27 protein-coding genes and 1 riboswitch are annotated in these 23,789 nt (G+C 45.9%); of the genes, 25 read left to right on the top strand and 2 right to left on the bottom strand.

Features of this window, described 5'->3' with window-relative positions:
* The first annotated feature begins 31 nt into the window (after window positions 1-31).
* Window positions 32-165: riboswitch (FMN riboswitch) on the top strand.
* A gap of 155 nt (window positions 166-320) precedes the next feature.
* Window positions 321-902 (top strand): ECF transporter S component, encoded by a 582-nt coding sequence (locus ACH97_RS20110; protein ID WP_048350045.1) that lies wholly within the window; start codon window positions 321-323, stop codon window positions 900-902.
* A gap of 139 nt (window positions 903-1,041) precedes the next feature.
* On the opposite strand, the gene ACH97_RS20105 is transcribed toward ACH97_RS20110, so the two are convergent.
* Window positions 1,042-1,290: a ferredoxin gene (locus tag ACH97_RS20105; protein WP_003183064.1), complete on the bottom strand. Its 249-nt coding sequence runs from the start codon at window positions 1,288-1,290 to the stop codon at window positions 1,042-1,044.
* A gap of 263 nt (window positions 1,291-1,553) precedes the next feature.
* Here ACH97_RS20105 and ACH97_RS20100 point away from each other — a divergent pair, with 263 nt between their 5' ends.
* The 17 genes from ACH97_RS20100 to fni all read left to right on the top strand — a co-directional run bounded on the left by ACH97_RS20100 (window position 1,554) and on the right by fni (window position 17,936).
* Window positions 1,554-2,612 carry a YpbB family protein gene (locus ACH97_RS20100; protein WP_035338508.1) on the top strand — a complete coding sequence of 353 codons (1,059 nt, stop codon included), beginning with the start codon at window positions 1,554-1,556 and terminating at the stop codon, window positions 2,610-2,612.
* Window positions 2,605-4,101 carry a RecQ family ATP-dependent DNA helicase gene (locus ACH97_RS20095; RefSeq protein WP_035338510.1) on the top strand — a complete coding sequence of 499 codons (1,497 nt, stop codon included), beginning with the start codon at window positions 2,605-2,607 and terminating at the stop codon, window positions 4,099-4,101. The genes ACH97_RS20100 and ACH97_RS20095 overlap by 8 nt, the downstream gene beginning before the upstream one ends.
* Entirely contained in the window at window positions 4,095-4,739 is a 645-nt protein-coding gene (locus ACH97_RS20090; RefSeq protein ID WP_020451986.1) for a CPBP family intramembrane glutamic endopeptidase, read from the top strand. Before ACH97_RS20095 ends, ACH97_RS20090 begins: the two co-directional genes overlap by 7 nt.
* A gap of 1 nt (window position 4,740) precedes the next feature.
* Complete coding sequence (locus tag ACH97_RS20085; RefSeq protein WP_025811217.1) at window positions 4,741-5,469, top strand: LysM peptidoglycan-binding domain-containing protein; 729 nt, start codon at window positions 4,741-4,743, stop codon at window positions 5,467-5,469.
* A gap of 121 nt (window positions 5,470-5,590) precedes the next feature.
* Window positions 5,591-5,980 carry a YpbF family protein gene (locus tag ACH97_RS20080; protein ID WP_229029999.1) on the top strand — a complete coding sequence of 130 codons (390 nt, stop codon included), beginning with the start codon at window positions 5,591-5,593 and terminating at the stop codon, window positions 5,978-5,980.
* 80 nt (window positions 5,981-6,060) lie between these two features.
* Window positions 6,061-6,846, top strand: a complete 786-nt coding sequence (locus ACH97_RS20075; RefSeq protein WP_035338511.1) for a metallophosphoesterase — start codon at window positions 6,061-6,063, stop codon at window positions 6,844-6,846.
* Window positions 6,847-6,999: 153 nt separating this feature from the next.
* Complete coding sequence (locus tag ACH97_RS20070; RefSeq protein ID WP_020451981.1) at window positions 7,000-7,584, top strand: genetic competence negative regulator; 585 nt, start codon at window positions 7,000-7,002, stop codon at window positions 7,582-7,584.
* 195 nt (window positions 7,585-7,779) lie between these two features.
* Window positions 7,780-9,054, top strand: coding sequence for a Glu/Leu/Phe/Val family dehydrogenase (locus tag ACH97_RS20065; RefSeq protein ID WP_020451980.1), 1,275 nt, complete (start codon window positions 7,780-7,782; stop codon window positions 9,052-9,054).
* 89 nt (window positions 9,055-9,143) lie between these two features.
* Window positions 9,144-10,109: a YpdA family putative bacillithiol disulfide reductase gene (locus ACH97_RS20060; RefSeq protein ID WP_048350049.1), complete on the top strand. Its 966-nt coding sequence runs from the start codon at window positions 9,144-9,146 to the stop codon at window positions 10,107-10,109.
* Between the two features lie 107 nt (window positions 10,110-10,216).
* On the top strand, window positions 10,217-11,185 hold the full coding sequence (locus ACH97_RS20055; protein WP_048350046.1) for an asparaginase: 969 nt from the start codon (window positions 10,217-10,219) through the stop codon (window positions 11,183-11,185).
* Window positions 11,186-11,264: 79 nt separating this feature from the next.
* Window positions 11,265-11,933 carry a glutamic-type intramembrane protease PrsW gene (gene prsW, locus ACH97_RS20050; protein WP_048350047.1) on the top strand — a complete coding sequence of 223 codons (669 nt, stop codon included), beginning with the start codon at window positions 11,265-11,267 and terminating at the stop codon, window positions 11,931-11,933.
* 185 nt (window positions 11,934-12,118) lie between these two features.
* Window positions 12,119-13,036 carry a spore cortex-lytic enzyme gene (gene sleB / locus ACH97_RS20045; protein WP_371268733.1) on the top strand — a complete coding sequence of 306 codons (918 nt, stop codon included), beginning with the start codon at window positions 12,119-12,121 and terminating at the stop codon, window positions 13,034-13,036.
* 16 nt (window positions 13,037-13,052) lie between these two features.
* Window positions 13,053-14,405, top strand: a complete 1,353-nt coding sequence (ypeB, locus tag ACH97_RS20040; RefSeq protein WP_023857463.1) for a germination protein YpeB — start codon at window positions 13,053-13,055, stop codon at window positions 14,403-14,405.
* 162 nt (window positions 14,406-14,567) lie between these two features.
* Window positions 14,568-14,744 (top strand): YpfB family protein, encoded by a 177-nt coding sequence (locus ACH97_RS23635; protein ID WP_023857462.1) that lies wholly within the window; start codon window positions 14,568-14,570, stop codon window positions 14,742-14,744.
* Between the two features lie 80 nt (window positions 14,745-14,824).
* Window positions 14,825-15,505, top strand: coding sequence for a (d)CMP kinase (gene cmk, locus ACH97_RS20035; RefSeq protein ID WP_025811219.1), 681 nt, complete (start codon window positions 14,825-14,827; stop codon window positions 15,503-15,505).
* A 217-nt stretch (window positions 15,506-15,722) separates the two neighbouring features.
* Window positions 15,723-16,871 (top strand): 30S ribosomal protein S1, encoded by a 1,149-nt coding sequence (rpsA, locus tag ACH97_RS20030; RefSeq protein WP_023857460.1) that lies wholly within the window; start codon window positions 15,723-15,725, stop codon window positions 16,869-16,871.
* Between the two features lie 15 nt (window positions 16,872-16,886).
* Complete coding sequence (gene fni, locus ACH97_RS20025; protein WP_173636689.1) at window positions 16,887-17,936, top strand: type 2 isopentenyl-diphosphate Delta-isomerase; 1,050 nt, start codon at window positions 16,887-16,889, stop codon at window positions 17,934-17,936.
* A 29-nt stretch (window positions 17,937-17,965) separates the two neighbouring features.
* On the opposite strand, the gene ACH97_RS23220 is transcribed toward fni, so the two are convergent.
* Window positions 17,966-18,097 carry a YpzI family protein gene (locus ACH97_RS23220; protein ID WP_075213454.1) on the bottom strand — a complete coding sequence of 44 codons (132 nt, stop codon included), beginning with the start codon at window positions 18,095-18,097 and terminating at the stop codon, window positions 17,966-17,968.
* A gap of 72 nt (window positions 18,098-18,169) precedes the next feature.
* Between ACH97_RS23220 and ACH97_RS20020 the strand changes: the two genes are divergently transcribed.
* The 7 genes from ACH97_RS20020 (at window position 18,170) to ACH97_RS19990 (ending at window position 23,655) form a co-directional block, all read left to right on the top strand.
* Window positions 18,170-18,772, top strand: coding sequence for a YphA family membrane protein (locus ACH97_RS20020; protein ID WP_048350064.1), 603 nt, complete (start codon window positions 18,170-18,172; stop codon window positions 18,770-18,772).
* Complete coding sequence (locus tag ACH97_RS20015; protein WP_020451970.1) at window positions 18,769-19,668, top strand: YIEGIA family protein; 900 nt, start codon at window positions 18,769-18,771, stop codon at window positions 19,666-19,668. Before ACH97_RS20020 ends, ACH97_RS20015 begins: the two co-directional genes overlap by 4 nt.
* Window positions 19,665-19,859 (top strand): capping complex subunit for YIEGIA, encoded by a 195-nt coding sequence (locus ACH97_RS20010; RefSeq protein WP_023857457.1) that lies wholly within the window; start codon window positions 19,665-19,667, stop codon window positions 19,857-19,859. Before ACH97_RS20015 ends, ACH97_RS20010 begins: the two co-directional genes overlap by 4 nt.
* Before the next feature lie 161 nt (window positions 19,860-20,020).
* A complete protein-coding gene (gene der / locus ACH97_RS20005; RefSeq protein WP_020451968.1) occupies window positions 20,021-21,331 on the top strand; it encodes a ribosome biogenesis GTPase Der in 1,311 nt (436 codons plus the stop codon).
* Between the two features lie 15 nt (window positions 21,332-21,346).
* Window positions 21,347-22,387 carry an NAD(P)H-dependent glycerol-3-phosphate dehydrogenase gene (locus ACH97_RS20000; RefSeq protein WP_020451967.1) on the top strand — a complete coding sequence of 347 codons (1,041 nt, stop codon included), beginning with the start codon at window positions 21,347-21,349 and terminating at the stop codon, window positions 22,385-22,387.
* 325 nt (window positions 22,388-22,712) lie between these two features.
* Window positions 22,713-22,916 (top strand): DUF2768 domain-containing protein, encoded by a 204-nt coding sequence (locus tag ACH97_RS19995; protein WP_020451966.1) that lies wholly within the window; start codon window positions 22,713-22,715, stop codon window positions 22,914-22,916.
* Window positions 22,917-22,938: 22 nt separating this feature from the next.
* Complete coding sequence (locus tag ACH97_RS19990) at window positions 22,939-23,655, top strand: hypothetical protein (RefSeq protein WP_020451965.1); 717 nt, start codon at window positions 22,939-22,941, stop codon at window positions 23,653-23,655.
* Window positions 23,656-23,789 lie beyond the last annotated feature (134 nt).

Below are 23,789 nucleotides of genomic sequence, written 5' to 3'. Positions count from 1 at the left end.
TATAATACTATCAGTATCAAAAATAAATAAGATCAATCTTCGGGGCAGGGTGAAATTCCCTACCGGCGGTGATGAGCAAGCGCTCTAAGCCCGCGAGCCTCTTTAGGGGCAGGATTCGGTGCGATTCCGAAGCCGACAGTATAGTCTGGATGGGAGAAGATGGAGGTTCCGTGCGTTTTGAAATGATATTTTCAAACGTTTATTTGACCTGTCTGTAAAACAGCCCCGCTTTTTCAATAAAGCGGGTTTTTTGTTTAGGGCAGGGGGAAAGAACCATTCCTCTTTTCGTGAGATGTGATCGAAAAGGAGAGAGTGACAAAATGAAACACAACAAGGTGAGACGTCTCGTCTCAATCAGCATGCTGAGCAGCATCGCATTTATTTTAATGATGCTGAGTTTTCCGATCTTGGGGGCATTCCCGTATTTAAAAATCGATTTTAGTGATATCCCGGCACTGCTCGCTGTTATTTTGTATGGTCCGGGAGCCGGAATTGCTGTTGAAGCGATCAAAAACGTGCTGAATTACTTTATTGCCGGAAGCGCCTCAGGCGTTCCGATTGATCAGGCGGCTAACTTCATTGCCGGAACATTGTTTATCCTGCCGGCGGCTGTGCTGCTTAAAAAATCAAGTTCTGCCAAAGGGTTTGTCGCAGCTCTTTTCGCAGGGACGCTTGTGATGGCCGTTTCGATGAGCATTTTAAATTATCTATTATTTCTGCCTGCCTACACTTGGTTTTTAAATGCTCCAGTGCTGTCGGGAGAAGCGCTCAAAACCACAGTTTTGGCCGGAATCCTGCCATTTAATTTCATCAAAGGCATCGCTGTGGCTCTCGTGTCCACGCCGATTTTCCTTTCGTTGAAGCCGCGGCTGAAGGAAAACGTCCGCATGGCCGCCAAATAAATAGACATGAAAAATGCCCGGCACAGTGCCGGGCATTTTCAGCTGCAGAAGGAGCCGGCTTCTTTTTGCTTGTTGGCGAAGCAGTGCTTATCTGGATAAAAAAACATCCGGCACTTTGTGCACCGGATGTTTTTTTGCTTTATTCGTGTTTAAGCGGGTCGCCTTCGAACGGCTCATCCGCAACTTTGATCGAATCTGTAGGACAGCCTTCAAATGCGTCCATCATGTCTTCTTCCAAGACGTCAGGGACTTCGACGACACCCTGATTGTCGTCAAGGGTGACAAACGCGATTCCCTCATCGTCGTAATCATAAATATCAGGAGCCGCAGCACCACAAGCTCCGCATGCGATGCACGTATCTTTGTCTACAATTGTATATTTTGGCATGAATAAAAAACCTCCCAGATTGTTCTTCGTTGGAACAAATGGTTTAACCCTCTATCTATCCGATATGAAACCTATTCCCATTCCTTATTGTAATGGTGTTAATCTTACATTTCAACTCAAAAATATTGAGAATGCTTATCACACAAGGGTTCTACTGCTAACATACCCCTTTTATATGAGTTTAAACGTCGATTTCTCCGCAAAATCTGTTAAAATAAAAAGAAGAAAAGATCGAATGTTGCCGGAAGATTGTAGGTGATGATATGCCGGTTCATTTTTTTGACGCCATTGTGCTCGACATTCTGTCATCCATGAAGGGTGAGCGTTCTTCAAGCGCGGTCTATCATTTATTAAAAGGAAAAAGGTCGTCACAGACGATACAGGACGCCGGTTTATTTGCCGTTTCAAAATACTTTGGCTTTTGTTCGGCTCTATCCAGAGAGCAGGTGACAGTCAGCGTTCAACAATTGAAACAGGAGTCTTTGGTCAGAGAAAAAGCGGAAAGCGGCGCTTACATCGTCACCGAAAAAGGAGAAGCGGAACTTGCCGGCTTTTTTGCCCTTTACCCGTGGCCCCGCCATTTTCACGGCGGCTATTATCAGGCGGCAGCCAAAATCATGTGGGCAAGGATGTCGCTTTTGATTCAGGTGCTCTCCAACAAACTTTACCGCGAACGCGTGTATTTACCGATCGTAAAAGATTATCAGATTCAGAACTGGGTTAAACAATATTTAAGAAGTCGGAATGCCGCTGAAACAGCAGCCCAGTTTCACCATGAGCTGAAAGAGAAGCTGTCTGTTTTGAACGATGATGAACAGGCCGCTATTTTTGTCCACTCCCTGACTTCCGGGGCAAAAGCGGGCTATACATTTAGACAGCTTTCCGAAAAAATGGACCTTGATGAGTGGTACATATATGCACTGTTTTGGGATGTTCTGCATTATTTTATTCAATCCGCCCAAAATGGTGAAAGTCCGCTTTTTCAAACGCTTATTCAGGACATTCCTTTGAATGATGGCTTGACACAATCGACGAGAAAAACGCTTTTTCTTATAAAAGAAGGGCATACAATAGACCGGATCGCAGACATTCGAAAGCTGAAAGCGGCGACGATCGAGGATCACATTGTGGAAATTGCCATTCATGATCCGTCTTTTTCCATCGATCAGTACGTGTCGAAAGAGGAGCAGAAAATCATTGCCGATTATGCGAAAGCGAACCAAACCAATAAAATCAGACAAATTAAAGAGGGGCTCGGCGGCCGATACAGCTATTTTAAAATCCGCCTGGCCTTGTCGAAAACGGTGATCAGGAATGGATAAACTTCATCAGGCGCTCCGCCGGTACTTTGGTTATCATACTTTTAAAAACGGCCAGGAAAAGATCATCAAAAGCGTGCTGGAGGGGCGGGACACGGTGGCGATGCTTCCGACAGGAGGCGGGAAATCGCTGTGCTACCAGCTTCCCGGATTGTTGAAAGACGGAACCGTCCTGATCGTCTCACCGCTTTTGTCTTTAATGGAAGACCAGGTGCAGCAATTAAAAATGCGCGGAGAGAAGCGGGCCGCGGCCTTGAACAGCGCTTTGACACACCAGGAAAAAAATGACGTATTAAGTCGGCTTCACAGCCTCAAATATCTGTATATTTCACCAGAAGCCCTCCAATCCGGCCAAGTGCTAAAAAAGCTTCAATTGCTCAATGTCAGCCTTTTTGTCGTTGATGAAGCTCACTGCATTTCACAATGGGGGCATGATTTCAGGCCTGATTATTCGAAGCTTGGAGACATCAAGGCGCTCCTCGGTCATCCCGTCACCCTGGCGCTTACAGCGACGGCAACCGAAGCGACATTGAAGGACATTTCTAATATGCTGGGGCTTAAAGGCGCCAATTATTTGATCCATTCCGTTGATCGCCCGAACATTGCGCTTCATATTGAAAAGTTGCGGGATACCGCTGAGAAGACGGAGCGACTGACAGGGCTGGTTCAAAAGCTACAAGGTCCCGGTCTTGTTTATTGCCCGACAAGAAAATGGGCTGAAGAACTGGCTGACAAGCTTCGTGATGAGACAAAATTGAGAACGGGATTTTATCATGGCGGGATGGAGGCAAGCGACAGGATGCTGATTCAGCAGCAGTTCATTCGCAACCAGCTTGATGTAGTCTGCTGCACGAACGCCTTCGGTATGGGAGTTGACAAGCCTGATGTCAGATATGTGATCCATTTCAGCCTCCCGCAGACGACAGAGGCGTATCTACAGGAAATCGGACGTGCGGGCAGGGATGGAAAGCAGAGCGTCAGCATTTTGCTGAAAGCTCCGGGAGACGAGGAAATCCAGGAGCAGCTCATTCAAATGGAAGCACTCTCTCAAAGTGATATCGGCTTTTTATACGAAAAGCTTGCCGGAGTGAAAGATGAGCGAAACCGGCGGGAAGTTCTACAGCAGGCCGGTTTATCGGAAACGCAAGCCCGCCATTTTCTACATCTTTATCAGAAGGTGCATCACCTTGGCGATGACGGCCGGGAGGTCATTCAGAGGGAGATGGACAGCCGCAGGGAGCTCAAGTTGAAAAAAGCGGCTGGGTTCGCCGCCGTCACCGAAAGCGAAGGGTGTTTCAGGGAAAGCTTGCTCGCTTATTTTAATGAACAAAAAGAACCGCTGGAAACGGATGACACAGCGTGCTGTACATCCTGCGGTTTAAGTCTTGAAGCATACGAAGCCAAAGGAGACCGTCCGTCTATGAACAAATTGACAGCGTGGGAAGAAGAATTAGATGCCATATTTGCCGCCAGCTGTGATCGTGTATGCTGAAAAAGCAGTCGGAAATCATACGTCGCCTGTCAGACAGGGAAATGCTGAAACAGCTCTATTTTTCCCAGATGCTGATGCTTTTTACCGCATTATTGATGGGCATCTTTTTATTTGATGATGCAGACGATTTTTTGTCGCTTTGGAATCCATCGGACTTGAGCATCTTGAAATACGGGGCGCCGCTCGCGGCTCTCGTGATTATCGCCGACCTGATGGTGATGAAATGGGCTCCGAAGCATATGTATGACGATGAAGGGATAAATGAAAAGCTTTTTCGTGAACGCTCGTACCCGCATATCGTGATTCTTACCCTTTTCATTGCATTTGCAGAGGAAATATTGTTCAGAGGCGTTATTCAGACGCATTTCGGTCTCTGGGCAGCGAGCATTATTTTCGCGATTTTGCATTTTCGTTATTTGAAAAAATGGCTGCTGTTTGTAATGGTTGTGTCCATCAGCTTTTTGCTCGGATTGAGCTTTGAATGGACAGGGAATTTATTCGTTCCTGTGACGGCACACTTTTTGATCGATGTTGTATTTGCGTGCCAGATTCGTTTTCAACACGTAAGGAGGAGTTCGCATGACGGAGATGTCAAGGATAGAGAGGAAGAAGAAGGAGCAGGAGAAGACCCGTGCTGAAATGAGCCGGGAGGCGGCCGCGGCTGTTGAACTGAAGACACCTGATGATGACATTCCTTCCAGGCAGACGTATCACAAAAAAAAGAAGCACAGCAAAAAAAAGAATAAAGACAGAAATCCGCTATTCACGTCACTTGCAGTCATGTTTGTTTTCATTCCGATCATCGTCTTCGTGGTGTTTATGTACATGCTGAACCAAGACAAAGGCGGCGATTCCAACTCTGATCAGTATGATAATGTGTTTTATGAAAACAAATCCGGTGAGACGGGAATGACGAATGAAAATCAAAACGGTGAACAAGAAGCGGATCAAAAGGCGGCTTCGCAGCATACAGCCGCCGCCCTTCAAGAAGAAAAGCTGAAAGAGAGCAAACAATCGGAAAATAAAGAGAATGAACCGTCAAAAAAAGACGAGCAAAAGGAAAAAGAGCAGCCTAAAGAGGCAAAAAAAGCTGAGGAGAAGCCTGTCGCTGCAAAGAAGCCTACCGCGCCGAAGCAGCCTGCGAAACAAGAGAAGAAAACGGCAAGCGCAGCTCAAACGCCGCCCGTTCAGCAAGCGCCGCAGCCCAAAAAGGTGCTGAAGCACACGGTTGGCGAAAAAGAGACGCTCTATCGGATTTCGATGAAATATTATAAGAACCGGTCAGGAGAGGAAAAAATCCGCAATTATAATCAATTATCAGGCAACAATGTCTACACCGGCCAGATTCTGAATATCCCGATTTATTAACAATGGCATCATTTTGCCCGCGAATACATATACATTGTACTATCAAATAGGACAAGGTGTGAGGACTGTGGGAAGCGAGCTTGAAGAGCTGAACCGTTTTACGGACGAACCGACGAAACAAATGCTCCGCGCCTTAATTAAAAGGAAGAAAAAGTACGAAAACTATGCCAGACAGACATTCAGGTGGCAGGCGCTGGCGGCGATATGCGCGGTTTCGTTTTGTTTGTTTGCAGCGTCAAAAGGGCTCGGGCAAAACGGCTTCCTTTCCGGCTTGCTGAATGACTCCGTCTACCTGCTTTGGATTTTGTCGGCCGCTTTTGCATACAGCACCGCTTACTATTTTAAAAAGAAGGAAGAAAAAGCAGAAGGGGAATTTCATAAGCTGAGATGCGAGATTATTCAGAAAAGCACGGATTTATGGCCCCAGCCTGAAGAGTGGAAATCAAGGGAAACGGTTTTTAAGATCATGAAACAGCAGTATGACATTAATCTTTATTTCGAAAGCAAATAAAAAAGACGTTTTCTTATTAAAAGAAACGTCTTTTTGCATAAAGCCGTCTTATGATAAACAAAACAGATTGGAGAATGCACATGATCTATTGGCTCAGTCTGGCTTCGGCCGTTTTCATCGGTTTTGCTGCTTTAGTGTGGAAAATGTCAGGTATCGCACGAGAAAACCGGGTATTGAAAGCCGAGTTTTTGCTCAGGCGCCTAAATAACGAATTGACCGTCTTTTTTATTTCGGATATTCATAGGCGGACAGTCAGTGAAGACATTATTCGTGAAGTGAAAGAACACGGGGTTCAGCTCGTCTTGATCGGCGGCGACTTAGCGGAGGGCGGCGTTCCTTATTCGAGAATTGAAGAAAATATCAAAAGGCTTTCAAGTTTGGGAAAAACGTATTTTGTATGGGGAAATAACGATTATGAAGTTGATCAGGAAAGGCTGCAGGAAATATTCAGGGCACACGGCGTAACGCCTTTGCGCAATGCTTCGGTTTTGCATGACCATCAAGGACAAGCCGTCAATATTTGCGGAGTGGATGACATCAGGCTCGAATTGGATGATTACCCGGCAGCGCTCAGAGGCGTGCAACAGGATTTTCCGACCATCCTTGTGTCACATAATCCGGAGATTCATCATCAAATACAGGAGACGGACGGTATTGATCTCATATTGAGCGGTCATACCCACGGAGGACAGATTCGCCTCGGCAGATTCGGGCTCTGTGAAATCGGAGGAAACGGAACCGTTCATCAGGCGCCGTACTTGATCAGCAACGGCTATGGCACATCGAAGCTTCCGCTGCGGCTGGGAGCGAGGCCGGAAACCCATCTGATTAAGCTGGTCCCGGGACCCTGCATGGACGGAAACTGATGCTTTTTCACTGAAAAGGAACGAAAAGGCGGCATTGTGCTTGTCTTCCGCCCAAACACAGTGTAAACTGGTATCAAAATTAAGAACCTATGACTCATCATCTCCATATAATAAGATATATGATGTGTGCAAGAAGAGGCAGGAGGGAACGTTATGCGGCTTGAGCGTCTAAATTATAATAAGATCAAAATCTTTCTGACACTTGACGATCTGACAGACCGGGGGCTGACGAAAGAAGACCTTTGGAAAGACTCATTTAAAGTTCAGCAGCTGTTTAAAGACATGATGAACGAAGCGAATACAGAGCTCGGGTTCGAAGCGAATGGCCCAATCGCTGTTGAAGTGTATTCTCTTCAAGCACAGGGAATGGTCATCATTGTCACAAAAAATCAAGAAACAGATGAAGACGATAATGAGTATGATGAGGACTATATTGAAATGCAAGTCAAACTTGGCGAAAGTGTTGACATTATATATGAATTTCAAACGTTTGAGCATCTGATTGAACTTTCCAAAAACCTGGACCGCATCGGTATTCAAGGCGGGACAGTCTACCACTATGAAGACAGATATTTCTTAAGTCTCGACGATTTTGACTCCCATGAGGCTGACGGCGTGATTTCGATTTTAGCCGAATATGGGAATCCGACGACTTTAACGATTTACAGGCTTCAGGAATACGGAAAGAAAATCATGGAAAACAATGCCGTTCAGACCATTCAGACATATTTCAAATAGCCCGCATTCAAAAAAGATATTCTGCTGTGTTAAACAGCAGTTTTTTTCTGCCGAAAATAAGAATATAACAAAAAAGATTTTTCTCGAATATTTTCACGAAAAATGGTTGATTGTTCTTTGCATGATTAGTGCAAGGGTGTATACTATTCTCTGAAAGGACAACATGCCAGAAAGACTTTAGGAGGTTAACTTATAATGGTAGCCGATCAAAACACCGGTCATACTGAAGAAAACACACATGACGTTTTGAAATCAACGCAAACGGTGATACATAAGGCGCTTGAAAAATTGGGGTATCCTGAAGAGGTGTATGAATTACTAAAAGAACCGATCCGTTTTTTAACGGTGAAAATTCCGGTTCGCATGGACGATGGATCTGTTAAGATTTTCACGGGCTACCGAGCCCAACACAATGATGCAGTAGGGCCGACAAAAGGCGGCATCCGTTTTCATCCGGGAGTTACAGAAAAAGAAGTTAAAGCGCTTTCTATTTGGATGAGTCTGAAATGCGGCATCATCGACCTTCCATATGGAGGCGGAAAGGGCGGGATCATCTGTGATCCGCGGGATATGTCCTTTCCTGAACTGGAACGTTTAAGCAGAGGGTACGTCCGGGCGATCAGCCAAATTGTCGGACCGACAAAAGACGTGCCGGCTCCCGATGTATTTACCAATTCTCAAATCATGGCATGGATGATGGACGAATATTCAAGAATCGACGAATTCAACTCGCCGGGCTTCATTACCGGCAAACCGCTCGTTTTAGGTGGTTCTCACGGCAGAGAATCTGCGACAGCAAAAGGGGTTACAATCTGCATTAAAGAGGCGGCGAAAAAGAAAGACATCGACATTGAGGGAGCTTCTGTCGTCGTGCAGGGGTTCGGAAACGCGGGAAGCTACCTTGCGAAATTCATGTATGACGCGGGTGCAAAAGTTGTCGGCATTTCTGATGCATACGGCGGCCTGTATGATCCTGAAGGGCTTGACATCGATTACCTGCTTGACCGCCGGGACAGCTTTGGAACGGTCACAAAGCTGTTTAATGACACCATTACAAACAAAGAACTGCTGGAGCTGGAATGCGACATTCTGGTGCCGGCTGCAATAGAAAATCAAATTACTGCGGAAAACGCCCATAACATCAAGGCGAAAATCGTTGTTGAAGCAGCCAACGGCCCGACGACGCTCGAAGCGACGAAAATTCTTTCCGACCGCGGCATTCTTCTTGTACCGGACGTGCTGGCAAGCGCCGGCGGTGTAACCGTATCCTATTTTGAGTGGGTGCAAAACAACCAGGGATTCTACTGGACTGAAGAAGAAGTTGAAGAACGTTTGGAAAAAATGATGGTCAAGTCGTTCAACAATATTTACGAAATGGCGCACAACCGCAGAATCGACATGCGGCTTGCAGCCTATATGGTGGGCGTCCGCAAGATGGCGGAAGCATCCCGCTTCAGAGGCTGGATATAGGTTCAAACATTTGCAACAACCCAAAAAATCTCCTATCATAAAATAGGAGATTTTTTGATTTGCCGGATATGACAGGAGATGAACGGAACATGAAAGAAGAAAAAGTGATCATTATCGGCGGCGGCCCCTGCGGGCTTTCAGCAGCTATTCACATGCAAGAGATCGGAATAGATGCACTCGTCATTGAAAAAGGAAACATCGTCAACAGCATTTATCAATATCCTACACACCAAACCTTTTTCAGCTCAAGCGAAAAACTGGAGATTGGCGATGTGGCTTTTATTACTGAAAATCACAAGCCGGTCAGAAATCAGGCGCTTTCTTATTACAGGGAAGTCGCCAAGCGGAAAAATTTGCGGATCAACGCGTTTGAGAAAGTTCAATCCGTAACAAAAACAGAGAATAACCAATTTATCGTGGAAACATCAAAGGATACGTATTTGTCGTCATTTTGCGTTATCGCAACGGGATATTATGACAACCCGAACTATATGAACGTCCCGGGAGAAGACCTTCCGAAAGTATTCCATTATTTTAAAGAGGCTCATCCGTATTTTGATAAAGATGTTGCGGTTATCGGCGGGAAAAATTCAAGCGTCGACGCGGCGATGGAGCTCGTTAAAGCAGGCGCAAGAGTGACCGTGCTGTACAGAGGGAACGAATATTCCTCCAGCATCAAACCGTGGATCCTTCCCGAATTCCTTTCGCTTGTTAAGCACGGAAAAATCAGAATGGAATTCCGAGCGGTCGTCAAAGAAATTACGGAAGACGAGCTGATTTTTTCTGTCGACGGAAAAGAGACCAAGATTAAAAATGATTTTGTATTCGCTATGACAGGCTATCACCCTGATCACGGCTTCCTTCAAAAAATGGGAGTCGAAATTGACGCGGATTCGGGCCGTCCTTCCTTTAATGAAGAAACGATGGAGACGAACGAAGAAGGCATCTTCATCGCCGGCGTTATTGCGGCCGGGAACAACGCAAATGAAATCTTTATTGAAAACGGACGTTTTCACGGCGGCTTAATTGCAGCTGAAATTGCTAAACGAATATAAAACCGATATTTTATGATTTGTATCAGGCAAAAGAGAGCATATTCTATATATAGATGTGCTCTCTTTTTTATCGGCACACAGATCAACACGAAAAGGGGCAGCCTGACATGGAAAAGAAAGTAGCTCTTATTACAACGGGAGGAACGATCGCCAGCCGGAAAACCGAAAGCGGCAGGCTTGCGGCAGGGGCGATCAGCGGTCCTGAATTAGCCGAAATGTGCAGCCTGCCGGAAGATGTCCAGATCGATGTCTATCCGGCGTTTCAGCTTCCGAGTATGCATATTACATTTCAGCATTTACTAGAACTCAAACAAACCGTCGAACGCGTTTTTCAGGACGGCAGCTATGACGGCGCGGTTGTGACGCATGGGACGGACACGCTTGAAGAAACCGCTTATTTTTTGGATTTAACCTTGCAGGATGAGAGGCCGGTCGTTGTCACAGGTTCACAGCGAGCCCCCGAGCAGCAAGGGACAGATGCATATACAAATATCAGACACGCCGTTTATACAGCGTGCAGCCCAGATATAAAAGGAGCCGGCACGGTCGTTGTTTTTAACGAGAGGATCTTTAACGCGCGCTACGTTAAAAAAGTGCACGCTTCGAATCTGCAGGGTTTTGACGTATTCGGCTTCGGTTACTTGGGTATTATTGACAATGATAAAGTATACGTTTATCAAAAGCCCTTAAAGCGGGATGTTCATCAGCTGCAAAGACCGCTTCCTGAAGTGGACATCGTCAAATGCTATCTAGATGGAGACGGCAAGTTTATCAGAGCCGCCGTCCGCGAGGGTGCAGCAGGGATCGTCCTTGAAGGAGTCGGAAGGGGACAGGTGCCGCCGAATATGATGGGCGATATTGAACAAGCTTTAAATCAGGGCGTTTATATCGTCATCACGACGAGTGCAGAGGAAGGCGAAGTGTATACGACCTATGACTATGCGGGCAGCAGCTATGACCTCGCGAAAAAAGGGGTCATCTTAGGCAAGGATTATGACAGTAAAAAAGCGAGAATGAAACTCGCCGTCCTTCTTGCAAGCTATGAAGAAGGCATAAAAGACAAATTCTGCTACTAGGCGGCTTGTTCTTTTTCAATTTCAAAACAATCCGAATCATGGTAGGATAGAATGAGATGAAAAGGAAAGAGGTTTCCTCATGTTCGGAATTATCTCAGCAGGCTTAGCTCCCGGAATCGCACTGTTAATGTATTTTTACTTAAAGGAAAAATATGAATCCGAGCCCATTCATATGGTCATCCGCCTTTTTATACTGGGGGTTTTGCTCGTTTTTCCGACGATGTTTATCCAGTATGTATTGGAAAAAGAACACATTTCTGAGGGCAGTTTTGTCGTTTCATTTTTAACTTCCGGCTTTTTGGAAGAATTTTTAAAATGGTTTTTGCTGATGGTCAGCACTTTTCAGCATATCGACTTTGATGAACACTATGACGGAATCGTATACGGGACAAGCCTTTCATTGGGGTTTGCGACGCTTGAAAATATATTGTATCTCATCGGGAACGGGGTGGAGTACGCTTTTATGCGCGCTTTGCTTCCGGTTTCCAGCCATGCCTTATTCGGAGTGATCATGGGCTTTTACATCGGCAAAGCCCGTTTTTCCTCAAGTAAAACAAAGATGAAATGGCTGTTCTGCTCGCTTTTTATTCCGGCTTTGCTTCACGGTCTCTACGATTATATTCTGCTTGCCTTAAAAAACTGGATTTATTTTATGCTGCCCTTTATGGCGTTTCTTTGGTGGTTCGGCTTGCGCAAAGCAAAAAAAGCCCGTTCCGTCAAAGCCGGCGGGCAGTCTCTTCAGCAATAGCCGCCTCGAGCATAGGCGGTTTTTTTCATTTTCTGTCCGGCATATTTACCTAAAGTTGAAACAGAAAGGAAAGCGTGTATAAAATCTGCCTCTCTACAAAAGATATGGGTACAAAAATGCTGGAGGAGGCTTAAAACATGAAGTCGAAAGGTTCTTTTTGTTTGAATGTCATTTTATGTACCATTATGGCAACCAGTCTTTCACTTCCATTCAGTCAAAAAAGCGCTGCCTTTTCTGAACAGGTAATACAGCGGGGGGCGACAGGGGATGATGTGATTGAACTGCAGGCAAGGCTTCAATACAACGGCTATTACAATGGCAGAATTGACGGAGTATACGGATGGGCGACATACTGGGCCGTCCGCAATTTCCAAAATCAGTTCGGCTTAAAGGATACAGACGGCCTGGTCGGGCCGAAAACAAAACGATTTTTAATCAATCATACTAAATATTACAGCGACTACGTGCACAGACAACTTCGAAAAGGAAACCAATTTACACATTACGGCGGACTGCCGCTAAAGTATCAGACGAAGCCTTCAAAAGAAGTGCAGCAGCAGGCGAGAAAAAAGGCGGAAGCAAGACAGCAGCAGGGCGCACAGCAGCAGGGCACTGCCCAAAAGCAGCCGCAGCAAAAGCAGCAGGCCGCTCCTGCACAGCCGAAAAAACAAGCGCAGCCAAAGGCTGCACCTAAACAGCAGGCGCCTAAAAAACAGGATGCCGTTGCAGCCAACATGCCGGGCGGTTTCTCGAACAACGACATTAATCTGTTGGCCCAAGCGGTTTACGGTGAAGCGCGCGGAGAACCGTATGACGGCCAGGTTGCTGTTGCAGCCGTTATTTTAAACAGGCTCGACAGCCCTACCTTCCCGAACACGGTGGCTGGTGTTATCTTTGAACCGCTTGCATTTACAGCTGTCGCGGATGGACAGATTTACATGACCCCGGATGAAACGGCGAAAAAAGCCGTTCTTGACGCCATCAATGGCTGGGATCCGTCAGAAAATGCGACTTACTACTTTAACCCTGACACGGCCACTAGCTCATGGATTTGGGGCAGACCACAAATTAAAAGGATCGGTAAACACATTTTCTGTGAATAAAAGCGAGGTGCTATAAATGATCAGAGGAATTTTAATCGCCCTTTTAGGTGTCGCCATCGTCGGAACAAGCTATTGGGGCTATAAGGAACATCAGGAGAAAGACGCCGTTTTGCTTCATGCCGAAAACAACTATCAAAGGGCATTTCACGATTTAACTTATCAGGTGGATCAGCTGCATGACAAAATCGGGAGCACACTTGCGATGAACAGCAAAAAAACCCTGTCTCCCGCCTTGGCGGAAGTATGGAAGACGACTTCTGAAGCGCATAACAATGTCAGCCAGCTGCCGCTGACCTTAATGCCGTTTAACAAGACAGAAGAATTTTTGGCAAAGGTCGGAGATTTCAGCTACAAAGCTGCCGTGCGCGACCTTGACAAAGAGCCGCTTAATAAAAAAGAGTACGCTTCTTTAAATCAGCTATATGAAAATTCAAAGGATATACAAAATGAATTGCGTAATGTCCAGCATTTGATTATAGACAAAAATCTGAGATGGATGGATGTGGAGCTTGCGCTCGCGTCCGGCCAAAAACAAAGCGACAATACGATCATTAATGGATTTAAAACCGTTGAAAAAAGCGCAAGTGCGTTTTCTGATACGGATTTAAGCGCGACAGAGATGACGAACACGAAAAAAGAGCAGCAAGGGTACGACCATTTAAAAGGCAAGAGAATAACCGAAAAAGAAGCGCGCAAGATTGCCCAAAAATTCGCTCAGGACAAAAATTACAATATCAAAGTGTCGAAAAGCGGCAAGAAAACGAACAGGGATGTATACAGCATCAGCATGCAGGACCCTGATCAAAAAGCGGATATTTATATGGACATTACCGAAAAAGGCGGATATCCGGTTTATCTGATCCAAAACAAAAAAATTAAAGATGAAAAAATCAGCCTGAACGACGCGTCGAACAAAGCCCTTCAATTTTTGAAAAAAAACGGCTATAAAACCGAAGACCTGAAGATGGATGAAAGCTCGCAATACGACGGCGTCGGCGTATTTTCGTTTGTTCCGGTCCAGGACGGCGTCTGGCTCTATCCGGACAGCATCCGCATCAAGGTCGCGCTTGACGACGGCGAAATTACCGGATTTAATGCAAAGGATTTCTTAATCTCCCATAAAAAAAGAGACTTGCCGAAGCCGAAATTAACGCTTGAAAAAGCGAAAGCAAGCCTGAATCCCAACGTAAAGGTTCAGGAGACGCGCCTTGCTTTAGTCACAAACGAGCTTTCACAAGAAGTGCTCTGCTACGAAATTCTCGGCACGATTGAAAACGATACATTCCGCATGTTTATCAATACCGAAGACGGCACGGAAGAGAAGGTCCAAAAAATGAAAAGTGCAGAACCGATATATAACGATTTGTAAAACGATAGATCAGAGGGAAAAGGCGGATACATGCCTTTTCCTTTTTAGCATTCGGAATAATTCGTCCTAAACATTTCCATACTGAACGTATGGGCGGAACGTCCGCCGGTGAAAATTGAACATGCCCGGTGCCATAAACTTTCCGGGCAGCGGAGGAATGTTATGAAAACAATTGAACGGTTATTATTTAAGATTCTTGTCGTACAGGCGGTCATATTAATCAGCGTGCAGCTTCTTTTTCATTTCTCCAAGGCTGAGCCTTATCTGTCAAAAGTTGTGCAGTATGAAGGCGTGAACAACATGAAAATCGGCGAATGGATCGAGACATTTAAGCCGTAAATTCACGCTAAAATCTCCCCTTTTTCGCCTGATACATGATACAATCCTATAAGGAGTACCAGATAGCAAGGAGAGGAATTATGGAAAAGAAATTATGCATTGCAATAGACGGCCCTGCGGCAGCCGGAAAAAGCACCGTGGCTAAAATCGTGGCCGGAAAAAAGTCGTATATTTATATCGATACGGGTGCCATGTACAGGGCGATTACGTATTTAGCGCTGAAAAAGGGCGTCGATTTAAACGACGAAGCGGCGTTGACGGCCTTGTTAAAAGAATCTGCCATCGATCTCACGGTTTCGCCTGAAGGGGAGCAGAAGGTTTATATCGCAGGCGAAGATGTAACAGAGGCGATCCGCACGGATGACGTGAGCAACCAGGTTTCAATCGTCGCCAAATACGCCGGGATCCGCGAAGAAATGACGAAAAGGCAGCAGCAGCTGGCTGAAAAAGGCGGCGTCGTCATGGACGGCCGCGACATCGGTACCCACGTTCTCCCGAATGCGGAAGTGAAAATATTTCTTTTGGCGTCCGTTGAAGAGCGGGCAAAACGCCGCTTTGAAGAAAACGTCAAAAAAGGGTACAATGTAAACTATGAAACGCTTGCAGAAGAAATCAGGCGCCGTGACAAACTCGATTCAGAGCGCGAGATTTCGCCGTTGAAAAAAGCGGACGATGCGCTTGAAATCGATACGACTTCACTGACGATCGATGAGGTGGCCGAAAAAATCCTGCAGGTTGTAGACAAAAAGGCTCAAAAATAAAAAATCCGGGCAAATTACTTATTGTCTGCATGTTTTGACTTGACAAACACAGGCTTTTATTAGAAGTTAGTAATAATAAATCATGTTTTAGAACATTCAAATATCCATTTTTGAATGGTTCTTTAATACATATCGGCTGTCCGGATCGGATATCAATTCATCCGGAATAACCGTTTTTACAAAAGCTGTGTAGGTTTGGACCAAGGAGGTTATTGAAATGACAGAGGAAATGAATCAAATTGATGTTCAAGTACCAGAGGTTGGAGATGTGGTGAAAGGTATTGTAACGAAAGTTGAGGACAAGCATGTCGATGTTGACATCCCCAACTGCAAGCAAACCGGAATTATCCCAATCAGTGAATTATCAAGTCTTCATGTTGAAAAAGCATCAGATGTCGTCAATGTAGACGATGAGCTTGAATTAAAAGTGACAAAAGTGGAAGACGATGCATTGATTTTATCAAAACGTGCTGTTGATGCAGACCGCGCTTGGGAAGACCTAGAGAAAAAGTTTGAGTCAAAAGAAGTGTTTGAAGCCGAAGTAAAAGACGTCGTCAAAGGCGGTCTGGTCGTCGATATCGGCGTGCGCGGATTCATTCCCGCATCGCTTGTAGAGGCGCATTTTGTTGAAGATTTTACAGATTATAAAGGAAAGACGCTTACTTTAATCGTCGTTGAGCTTGACAGAGATAAAAACCGCGTGATTTTATCACACCGTGCGGTTGTTGAAAAAGAGCAGTCGGAAAGAAAACAGGATTTTCTTCAAACGCTGGAAGCGGGACAGGTACTTGAAGGAAAAGTGCAGCGCCTGACAGATTTCGGTGCTTTCGTTGACATCGGCGGCATTGACGGTCTTGTTCACATCTCCCAGCTGTCGCATTCACACGTTGAAAAACCGTCAGACGTAGTCGAAGAAGGCCAGGATGTCAAAGTCAAAGTGCTGTCCGTCGACCGCGACAATGAGCGAATTTCGCTATCAATCAAAGAAACGCTTCCTGGGCCTTGGTCCAACATCGGCGAAAAAGTGAAGCCTGGAGACGTATTGGACGGAAAAGTCCAGCGCTTGGTGAGCTTCGGTGCGTTTGTCGAAGTGCTGCCTGGAGTTGAAGGCCTCGTCCACATTTCGCAAATCTCGAACAAACACATCGGAACACCTCATGAAGTCCTTGAGGAAGGCCAGGACGTTAAAGTGAAAGTTCTTGACGTCAACGAAGAGGAAGAGCGCATTTCTTTAAGCATGAAAGAGCTTGAAGAAAACACCGATAAAGCAGAGCAGGAAGATTACCGTCAATACCAGGCGAAGGAAGAGTCTTCAGGATTCCAGCTTGGTGAAATGATCGGAGACAAACTGAATAAATTAAAGTAAAATTTGGTGATGATGGTGACGCGAGCAAAAAGAAAAAAAGAACACATTGATCATGCCTTGTCCACCGGACAGAAACGTCAGACCGGGCTTGATGATATTACGTTTGTTCACGTCAGCCTTCCGGAAACGGAATTGTCACAAGTTGATACTTCAACCAAAATAGGCGAACTGTTTTTAAGTTCGCCTATTTTTATCAATGCGATGACAGGCGGGGGCGGGAAGGCGACGTTTGAGATCAACAGGGCTTTGGCGAGGGCGGCTGCACAAACGGGCATACCGGTCGCTGTCGGCTCGCAAATGTCCGCTTTGAAAGACCCTGATGAACGTCCTTCATACGAGATCGTCAGAAAAGAAAATCAGAAGGGTCTTGTATTCGCCAATTTGGGGAGCGAAGCGACGGTGGATCAGGCCAAACGGGCGGTCGACATGATTGAAGCCGACATGCTTCAAATTCACCTCAATGTGATTCAGGAAATTGTCATGCCTGAAGGCGACCGCAGCTTTACAGGTCGCCTGCACCGGATTGAAGACATCTGCCGAAATGTCAGCGTACCGGTCGCCGTAAAAGAAGTGGGCTTTGGCATGAGCAGGGACACCGCGGCCCGGCTTTTTAACGCCGGGGTCCAGGCGGTCGATGTCGGCGGTTTCGGAGGAACGAATTTTTCGAAAATCGAAAATTTGCGCAGAGATAAAGCGGTTCAGTTTTTCGATCAATGGGGCATATCGACAGCAGCCAGCCTGGCCGAAGTCAGCTCTCTGTTCGGCGATCAGTCGATTATCGCATCCGGAGGCATTCAAGATGCCCTTGATCTGGCCAAATCGATAGCGCTGGGTGCGTCTGCGGCGGGGATGGCGGGCTATTTTCTCCAAGTGCTGACAGCTTCGGGAGAAGAGGCGTTAGCCGCCGAAATCGAGAGCCTGATCGAAGATTTAAAAAGGATCATGACCGTCTTGGGGTGCCGGACGATTGAACAGTTGAAAAAAGCACCGCTCGTCATCAAGGGCGATACATATCATTGGCTGAAAGCGAGGGGTGTTGACCCCTTTGTTTACAGCAAGCGCTAAAAAAACCGGCTTCTCATGAGCCGGTTTTTTTACGGGTTTCGCTTCCGTGCGTCCTCCACACTTTCGAGAGAGGCGGCCCCATTGTAGCTGATGGACTGGTCACGGTCGGATTCGGTTCGCTTCTGCTGTTTCAGCTTCTTTTCCTGCCTGTCTTTTCCCAACGCTGTTCCCTCCTTATCGCACGTTTAAAAAATCTCAAGTCACTCCATACTGAAAATGGAGGACGAAAACATATGGAAGAATTCTATTATTATTGGTCAATGTGGTTTTTATGGGTGTTAACGACTTTTATTCTTGAGAAAAACAGCTTTCGCTTTTATGCGTCAGCATTTATTCTGCTCAACATCATGTTAAGTATGTATCAGATTCAGCTCTTTCTGCATTTTAATGCCGCCTATTTGTCGTTTTATATAGGAGCTTTCATGCTGTGCGGTTATTTAAGGCTTCATAAAAGCGTCAAGCGGCTCCTGCTTCATTTGTCGATGGTGTCCGCCTACGGTTTTTTGTTTCTGTTTGCATTATATGACCCTGTTTGGTTTATCCTAAAGGCTGAATGGCTGACCATCATTCTGTTTGTCATCATGACGACGGCTTTTGAAAGAAGCTTCGCCGCCCGTCTCGGGATGTTTGTGCTCGGTGCGTGCCAGGGGGAGCTCTTGTATACATTCGTCATCAGAAAGCTTTATGGAGACATTGCAGCCGGCGGTTATTCATGGCTGTCAATGTGCGCTGCGGGGATCGTTCTCGTTTACGGAATCTCCCAGTATGAACGGCTGATGCATCAGTTCTATCACAAATGGAAGCGATTGAATAAAGGAGCAGCAAAAATGTCATGAGCCAATATACTTATCCGATCATCTTGGGAATTATCGCCGGTATTGTTGTCAGAGTGTACATGCTCCGAACCGACTACCGCCAGTACCCTACATATCTTCATGGGAAAACAATACATATTGCGCTGGCTTTGATCGCTGCCAGCATTGGAGCGATCATTATTCCGTCGATCTTAAAATCGGATTATACAGCGATTACGTTTTTAACGCTGGCTGCAACCCAATTCAGGGATGTCCGGAATATGGAACGCGAAACATTGACGCAGCTTGACGGCTATGAACTTGTTTCAAGAGGCAGCACGTATATCGAAGGAATTGCGATCGCCTTTGAAAGCAGAAATTACATTGTCATTTTCACATCGCTCCTGACGACCCTCGCATATATTCTGTTTTCATCGGTATGGGCAGGCCTTGCTGCAGCTTTCATCTGTTTTATCTCGGGCAGGATCTTAATGTCCGGAAGCTTTATTAAGGACATCGTCGATATAGAGTATAAAAAGCCTCATTTTGAAGGAGCCGGCCTTTATGTCGACAATATTTACATTATGAATATCGGGCTTCCTGAAAAACAGAAGCTGATTTTGGAACACGGCATGGGTTTTATTTTAAAACCGAAAAATTTTAATTCCGCAGTAACCATTGCCAATCTCGGGCAAAGGCAGGCGATTTTATTCGACGTTTCCAATGTGCTCGGCGTGTATCGAGACTCCGGAGAACCCTCTCTTTCGCCGCTGGCGAAAAGGGATTTGAATGACGGGCGGGTCGCGGTTTTTGTCCTTCCGGTCATCAAGGACAAGGAGACGGCGATCAGGGTCATCGGCGATGTTCCGACGCTGGAAAACGCCATTCGCGTACCGATGGAATTTATTAAAGAAAAGCACAGCAAGGTGATAAAATGAGCGAATCAATCGAAAAATTCATCCTCGCCGTCGTCACAACAAGGCGAGAGCGAGTGATCGGAGGGACGGCTGCATTTTTCTGCGACACCCCCGAGGAAATGAACACGTACGCGAAAAACCTTGAAGCCATTCTCGACGGAATCGCCCACGGAATAGGAGATGACCTTTATTTGATTGTGAAACATTTTTAATTACAGTTGTGATCTTTTTAGAAATTGATATAATATATGAGTTAAGCCCTTCTCATGGAATAAGAAGGGTTTCTTTCTTCAAACTGATTTTTTGAAAAGAGAAATAAATGATGATTCATTTAAAGATGGAAAAGCTTTACTGAATTGAAAGGAAGGGTACTATGGGAAAACCTGTCGTAGCCATAGTTGGAAGGCCCAATGTGGGGAAGTCCACGATCTTTAACAGGATCGCTGGCGAAAGAATTTCGATTGTGGAAGATACACCTGGCGTGACGCGGGATCGAATATACAGCTCTGCCGAGTGGCTGAATCACGACTTCAACCTGATTGATACAGGCGGAATCGAAGTCGGCGATGAGCCGTTTTTGGCGCAGATTCGCCATCAGGCCGAAATCGCCATGGAAGAAGCAGATGTGATTATTTTCATGACGAACGGCCGCGAAGGCGTCACGGCTGCTGATGAAGAAGTGGCAAAAATTTTATACCGTACAAAAAAACCTGTCGTTCTGGCGGTTAATAAAGTGGATAATCCTGAAATGAGAGCAAACATTTACGATTTTTATGCCCTCGGCTTTGGCGAGCCGTACCCGATTTCAGGGACGCACGGCCTCGGTCTCGGCGATCTGCTTGACGCGGTCAGCGAACATTTTAAAAACATACCCGAAACGAAGTATGAGGATGAGGTCGTTCAATTTTGCCTCATCGGCCGGCCGAACGTCGGAAAATCCTCTCTTGTAAACGCCATGCTTGGAGAAGAGCGCGTGATCGTCAGCAATATTGCGGGAACAACGCGCGACGCCATTGACACGAGGTTTACATACAATCAAAGAGACTTTGTCATCGTTGATACAGCCGGGATGAGAAAAAAGGGAAAAGTGTATGAGGCAACTGAAAAATACAGCGTCCTCCGGGCTTTAAAGGCGATCGACCGCTCAGAAGTCGTCTGCGTCGTCTTGGACGGCGAAGAAGGCATCATCGAGCAGGACAAGCGGATTGCCGGCTATGCGCATGAAGCGGGAAAAGCCGTCGTCATCGTCGTGAATAAATGGGATGCAGTCGAAAAAGACGAGCGGACGATGAAAGAATTCGAAGAAAAGGTTAGAGATCACTTTCAATTTTTGGACTACGCGCCTGTTTTGTTTATGTCCGCTTTGACGAAAAAGCGCATCCATACGCTGATGCCTGCAGTCATGACGGCAAGCGAAAACCATTCGATGAGGGTGCAGACCAATATTCTTAATGATATCATTATGGATGCAGTGGCTATGAACCCGACGCCGACGCATAATGGCAACCGCTTAAAAATTTATTATGCGACACAAGTGGCTGTGAAGCCGCCGACATTTGTCGTATTTGTCAATGATCCTGAGCTGATGCATTTTTCTTACGAACGCTTTTTGGAAAACAGGATACGCGACGCCTTCGGATTTGAAGGAACACCAATCAAGATTTTCGCAAGAGCAAGAAAATAAAGAGGTGTAGTAAAAATGACAAAAGTATCGATTTTGGGAGCCGGAAGCTGGGGAACAGCCTTGGCGCTCGTTTTGGCGGACAACCAGTACGATGTGTGCATTTGGGGCCATCGTGAAGAACTGATTCAGCAAATCAATGAACACCATGAAAACAAAGATTATCTGCCGGGTGTCAAACTTTCTGAAAACGTGCATGCCACAACAGATCTTGAAGCTGCAGTGGCCGATGTCAAGACGATCATCGTCGCCGTTCCGACAAAAGCGATCCGCGAAGTTCTCGCACAGGCTGTTTCCTTCATCGACCAAAAGGCGATTTTTGTACATGTTTCAAAAGGAATTGAGCCTGACACGCTGCTCCGCATTTCTGAAATGATGAAAGAGGAAATTCCGGCTGAATTAAGGGAGGACATCGTCGTTCTCTCCGGGCCGAGCCATGCGGAAGAAGTCGGTTTAAGACACCCGACGACGGTAACCGTATCTGCCGACAGCAGCATTGAATCGGCACAGGCGATCCAGGATATGTTTATGAATCAGAATTTCCGCGTGTATACCAATCCGGATATGATCGGCGTAGAGATCGGCGGCGCGCTGAAAAACGTCATTGCGCTTGCCGCGGGCATTACAGACGGTTTGGGGTACGGAGATAATGCGAAAGCCGCGCTGATTACAAGGGGCTTGGCAGAGATCGCCCGACTCGGCACGAAAATGGGCGGAAACCCGCTGACATTCTCGGGGCTTACAGGAATCGGAGATTTGATCGTCACCTGCACGAGCGTCCATTCACGAAATTGGCGAGCCGGTAATATGCTGGGTAAAGGCTTCAAACTGGATGAAGTTCTGGAAGAAATGGGGATGGTCGTTGAGGGGGTCCGCACGACAAAAGCCGCTTATCAGCTTTCAAAGAAATTTGATGTGAAAATGCCGATTACCGAGGCATTGCACAAAGTATTGTTTGACGGCGAAAAAGTTGAGACGGCAGTCGAATCATTGATGGCGAGAGTCAAAACACACGAGATGGAAGATCTTGTGAACACATTTGAAAATCAAATGAAATGACCACTCCATCACCAACTGCTTTATACTCTCCTCTAAGTTCGTTTTAAAAAAACCGAAACATTTTGGAGACTTAGGCAAGAGAGGATACATTTGTCCGAAGACTTGCATAAAATAGAATCGAAGTCTGGAAGAGCTGTATCTTACCAATTGGGTTATATAGTCACAATCGTTATGCCTGAAGCAAAGCCCCCCTCTTTGCTTCAGGTTTTTTTTGCGGTTTTTTCCGTTTCGAAATATTGGAAAAGCTGTTGAACTTCTGGTTTTTCTTATATAAAATGAAATATAACGCTTACATCACAAGAAAAGGTAGAAGGAGGGCTTCAATGTGAATGTCGGTCTGTTAAAAATGTGGTTTGCCTTGGGATCAATGGGCCTGATGTTCTTAGCGGTGATTGCCATATACATAAGCAGATATAAATTTAAAAACCGTTTTTTAAAAGTGCTCACGTCGTTCGTCGCCTATACATGTATGCTCATCTCCGGCGTGATCGTCTTTTTTGTCGTCTTCAGCGGTCCCGTCAACGAATAAAGCATAAAAAAGGAAGATTCATATGAAAATCGTAAACGCACTACTTGTTACTGTATTGACCGCAATCATGCTAAGCGGCTGTTTGTACCCTGAAGAAAGAAAGGCGAAAAACAGCGTGCCGTATCAGCACCAGCTCAAAGAAGTGCAGGCGGCCGTTGATGAATTCAGGGAGGCGACGGGAGGGCTTCTGCCGATTAAGACAAGGGATATGAGCGTTCCAATCTATCAAAAATACCCTATCGATTTTAACAGGCTGTCCCCCCGGTATATGGCTGAGCCGCCGGGTACTTCCTATGAAAGCGGCGGAGAGTACTTGTACGTTCTTGTCGATGTAGAAAAAAAGCCGACGGTCAAGCTCATTGATATAAAAATGTCGGAAATGATCAGAGAGCTAAAGCTTCGGGTCGAAATGTATAAAGATCAGCACAAGTATCCACCGTATAAAAAAGTCGTATCCAATCACTTATTCATGCTTGACCATGAAAAGCTCGGACTGAAAGAGGCGCCTTCTGTCACGAGTCCGCTTTCCGGCACCTCTCTGCCGCTTCTCGTCGATGAAAAAGGCGACATTCAAGTGGATTACCGAGTGGATTTGGCCAACCTGATAAAGCGGTCGAAAAAAACGGTAAAGCCGGGTGAGGAAATTCAGGATTTGATGTGGAAAGAGACGCCTTTTGTTCCAGCGTTTTCGGTAAAGTATACAGTGAATGACAAACAGGAACCTGTTTTTCTCGAATAGAATATCGGTCAAAATGCAAGTATCAGTCATGAATCTTTCTCCTCAGCATACAATGAGGAGAAAGGTTTTTTCATGCATGCCGAAAAAATTTCCCTAAGCTGTCATATTGAAATAGGACAACGTCATACACTATA

The sequence above is a fragment of the Bacillus paralicheniformis genome (assembly GCF_001042485.2).
GTDB lineage: Bacteria > Bacillota > Bacilli > Bacillales > Bacillaceae > Bacillus > Bacillus paralicheniformis.
Note: the sequence above shows the minus strand (reverse complement) of the source record. Positions and strands in the feature narration are given on the sequence as shown.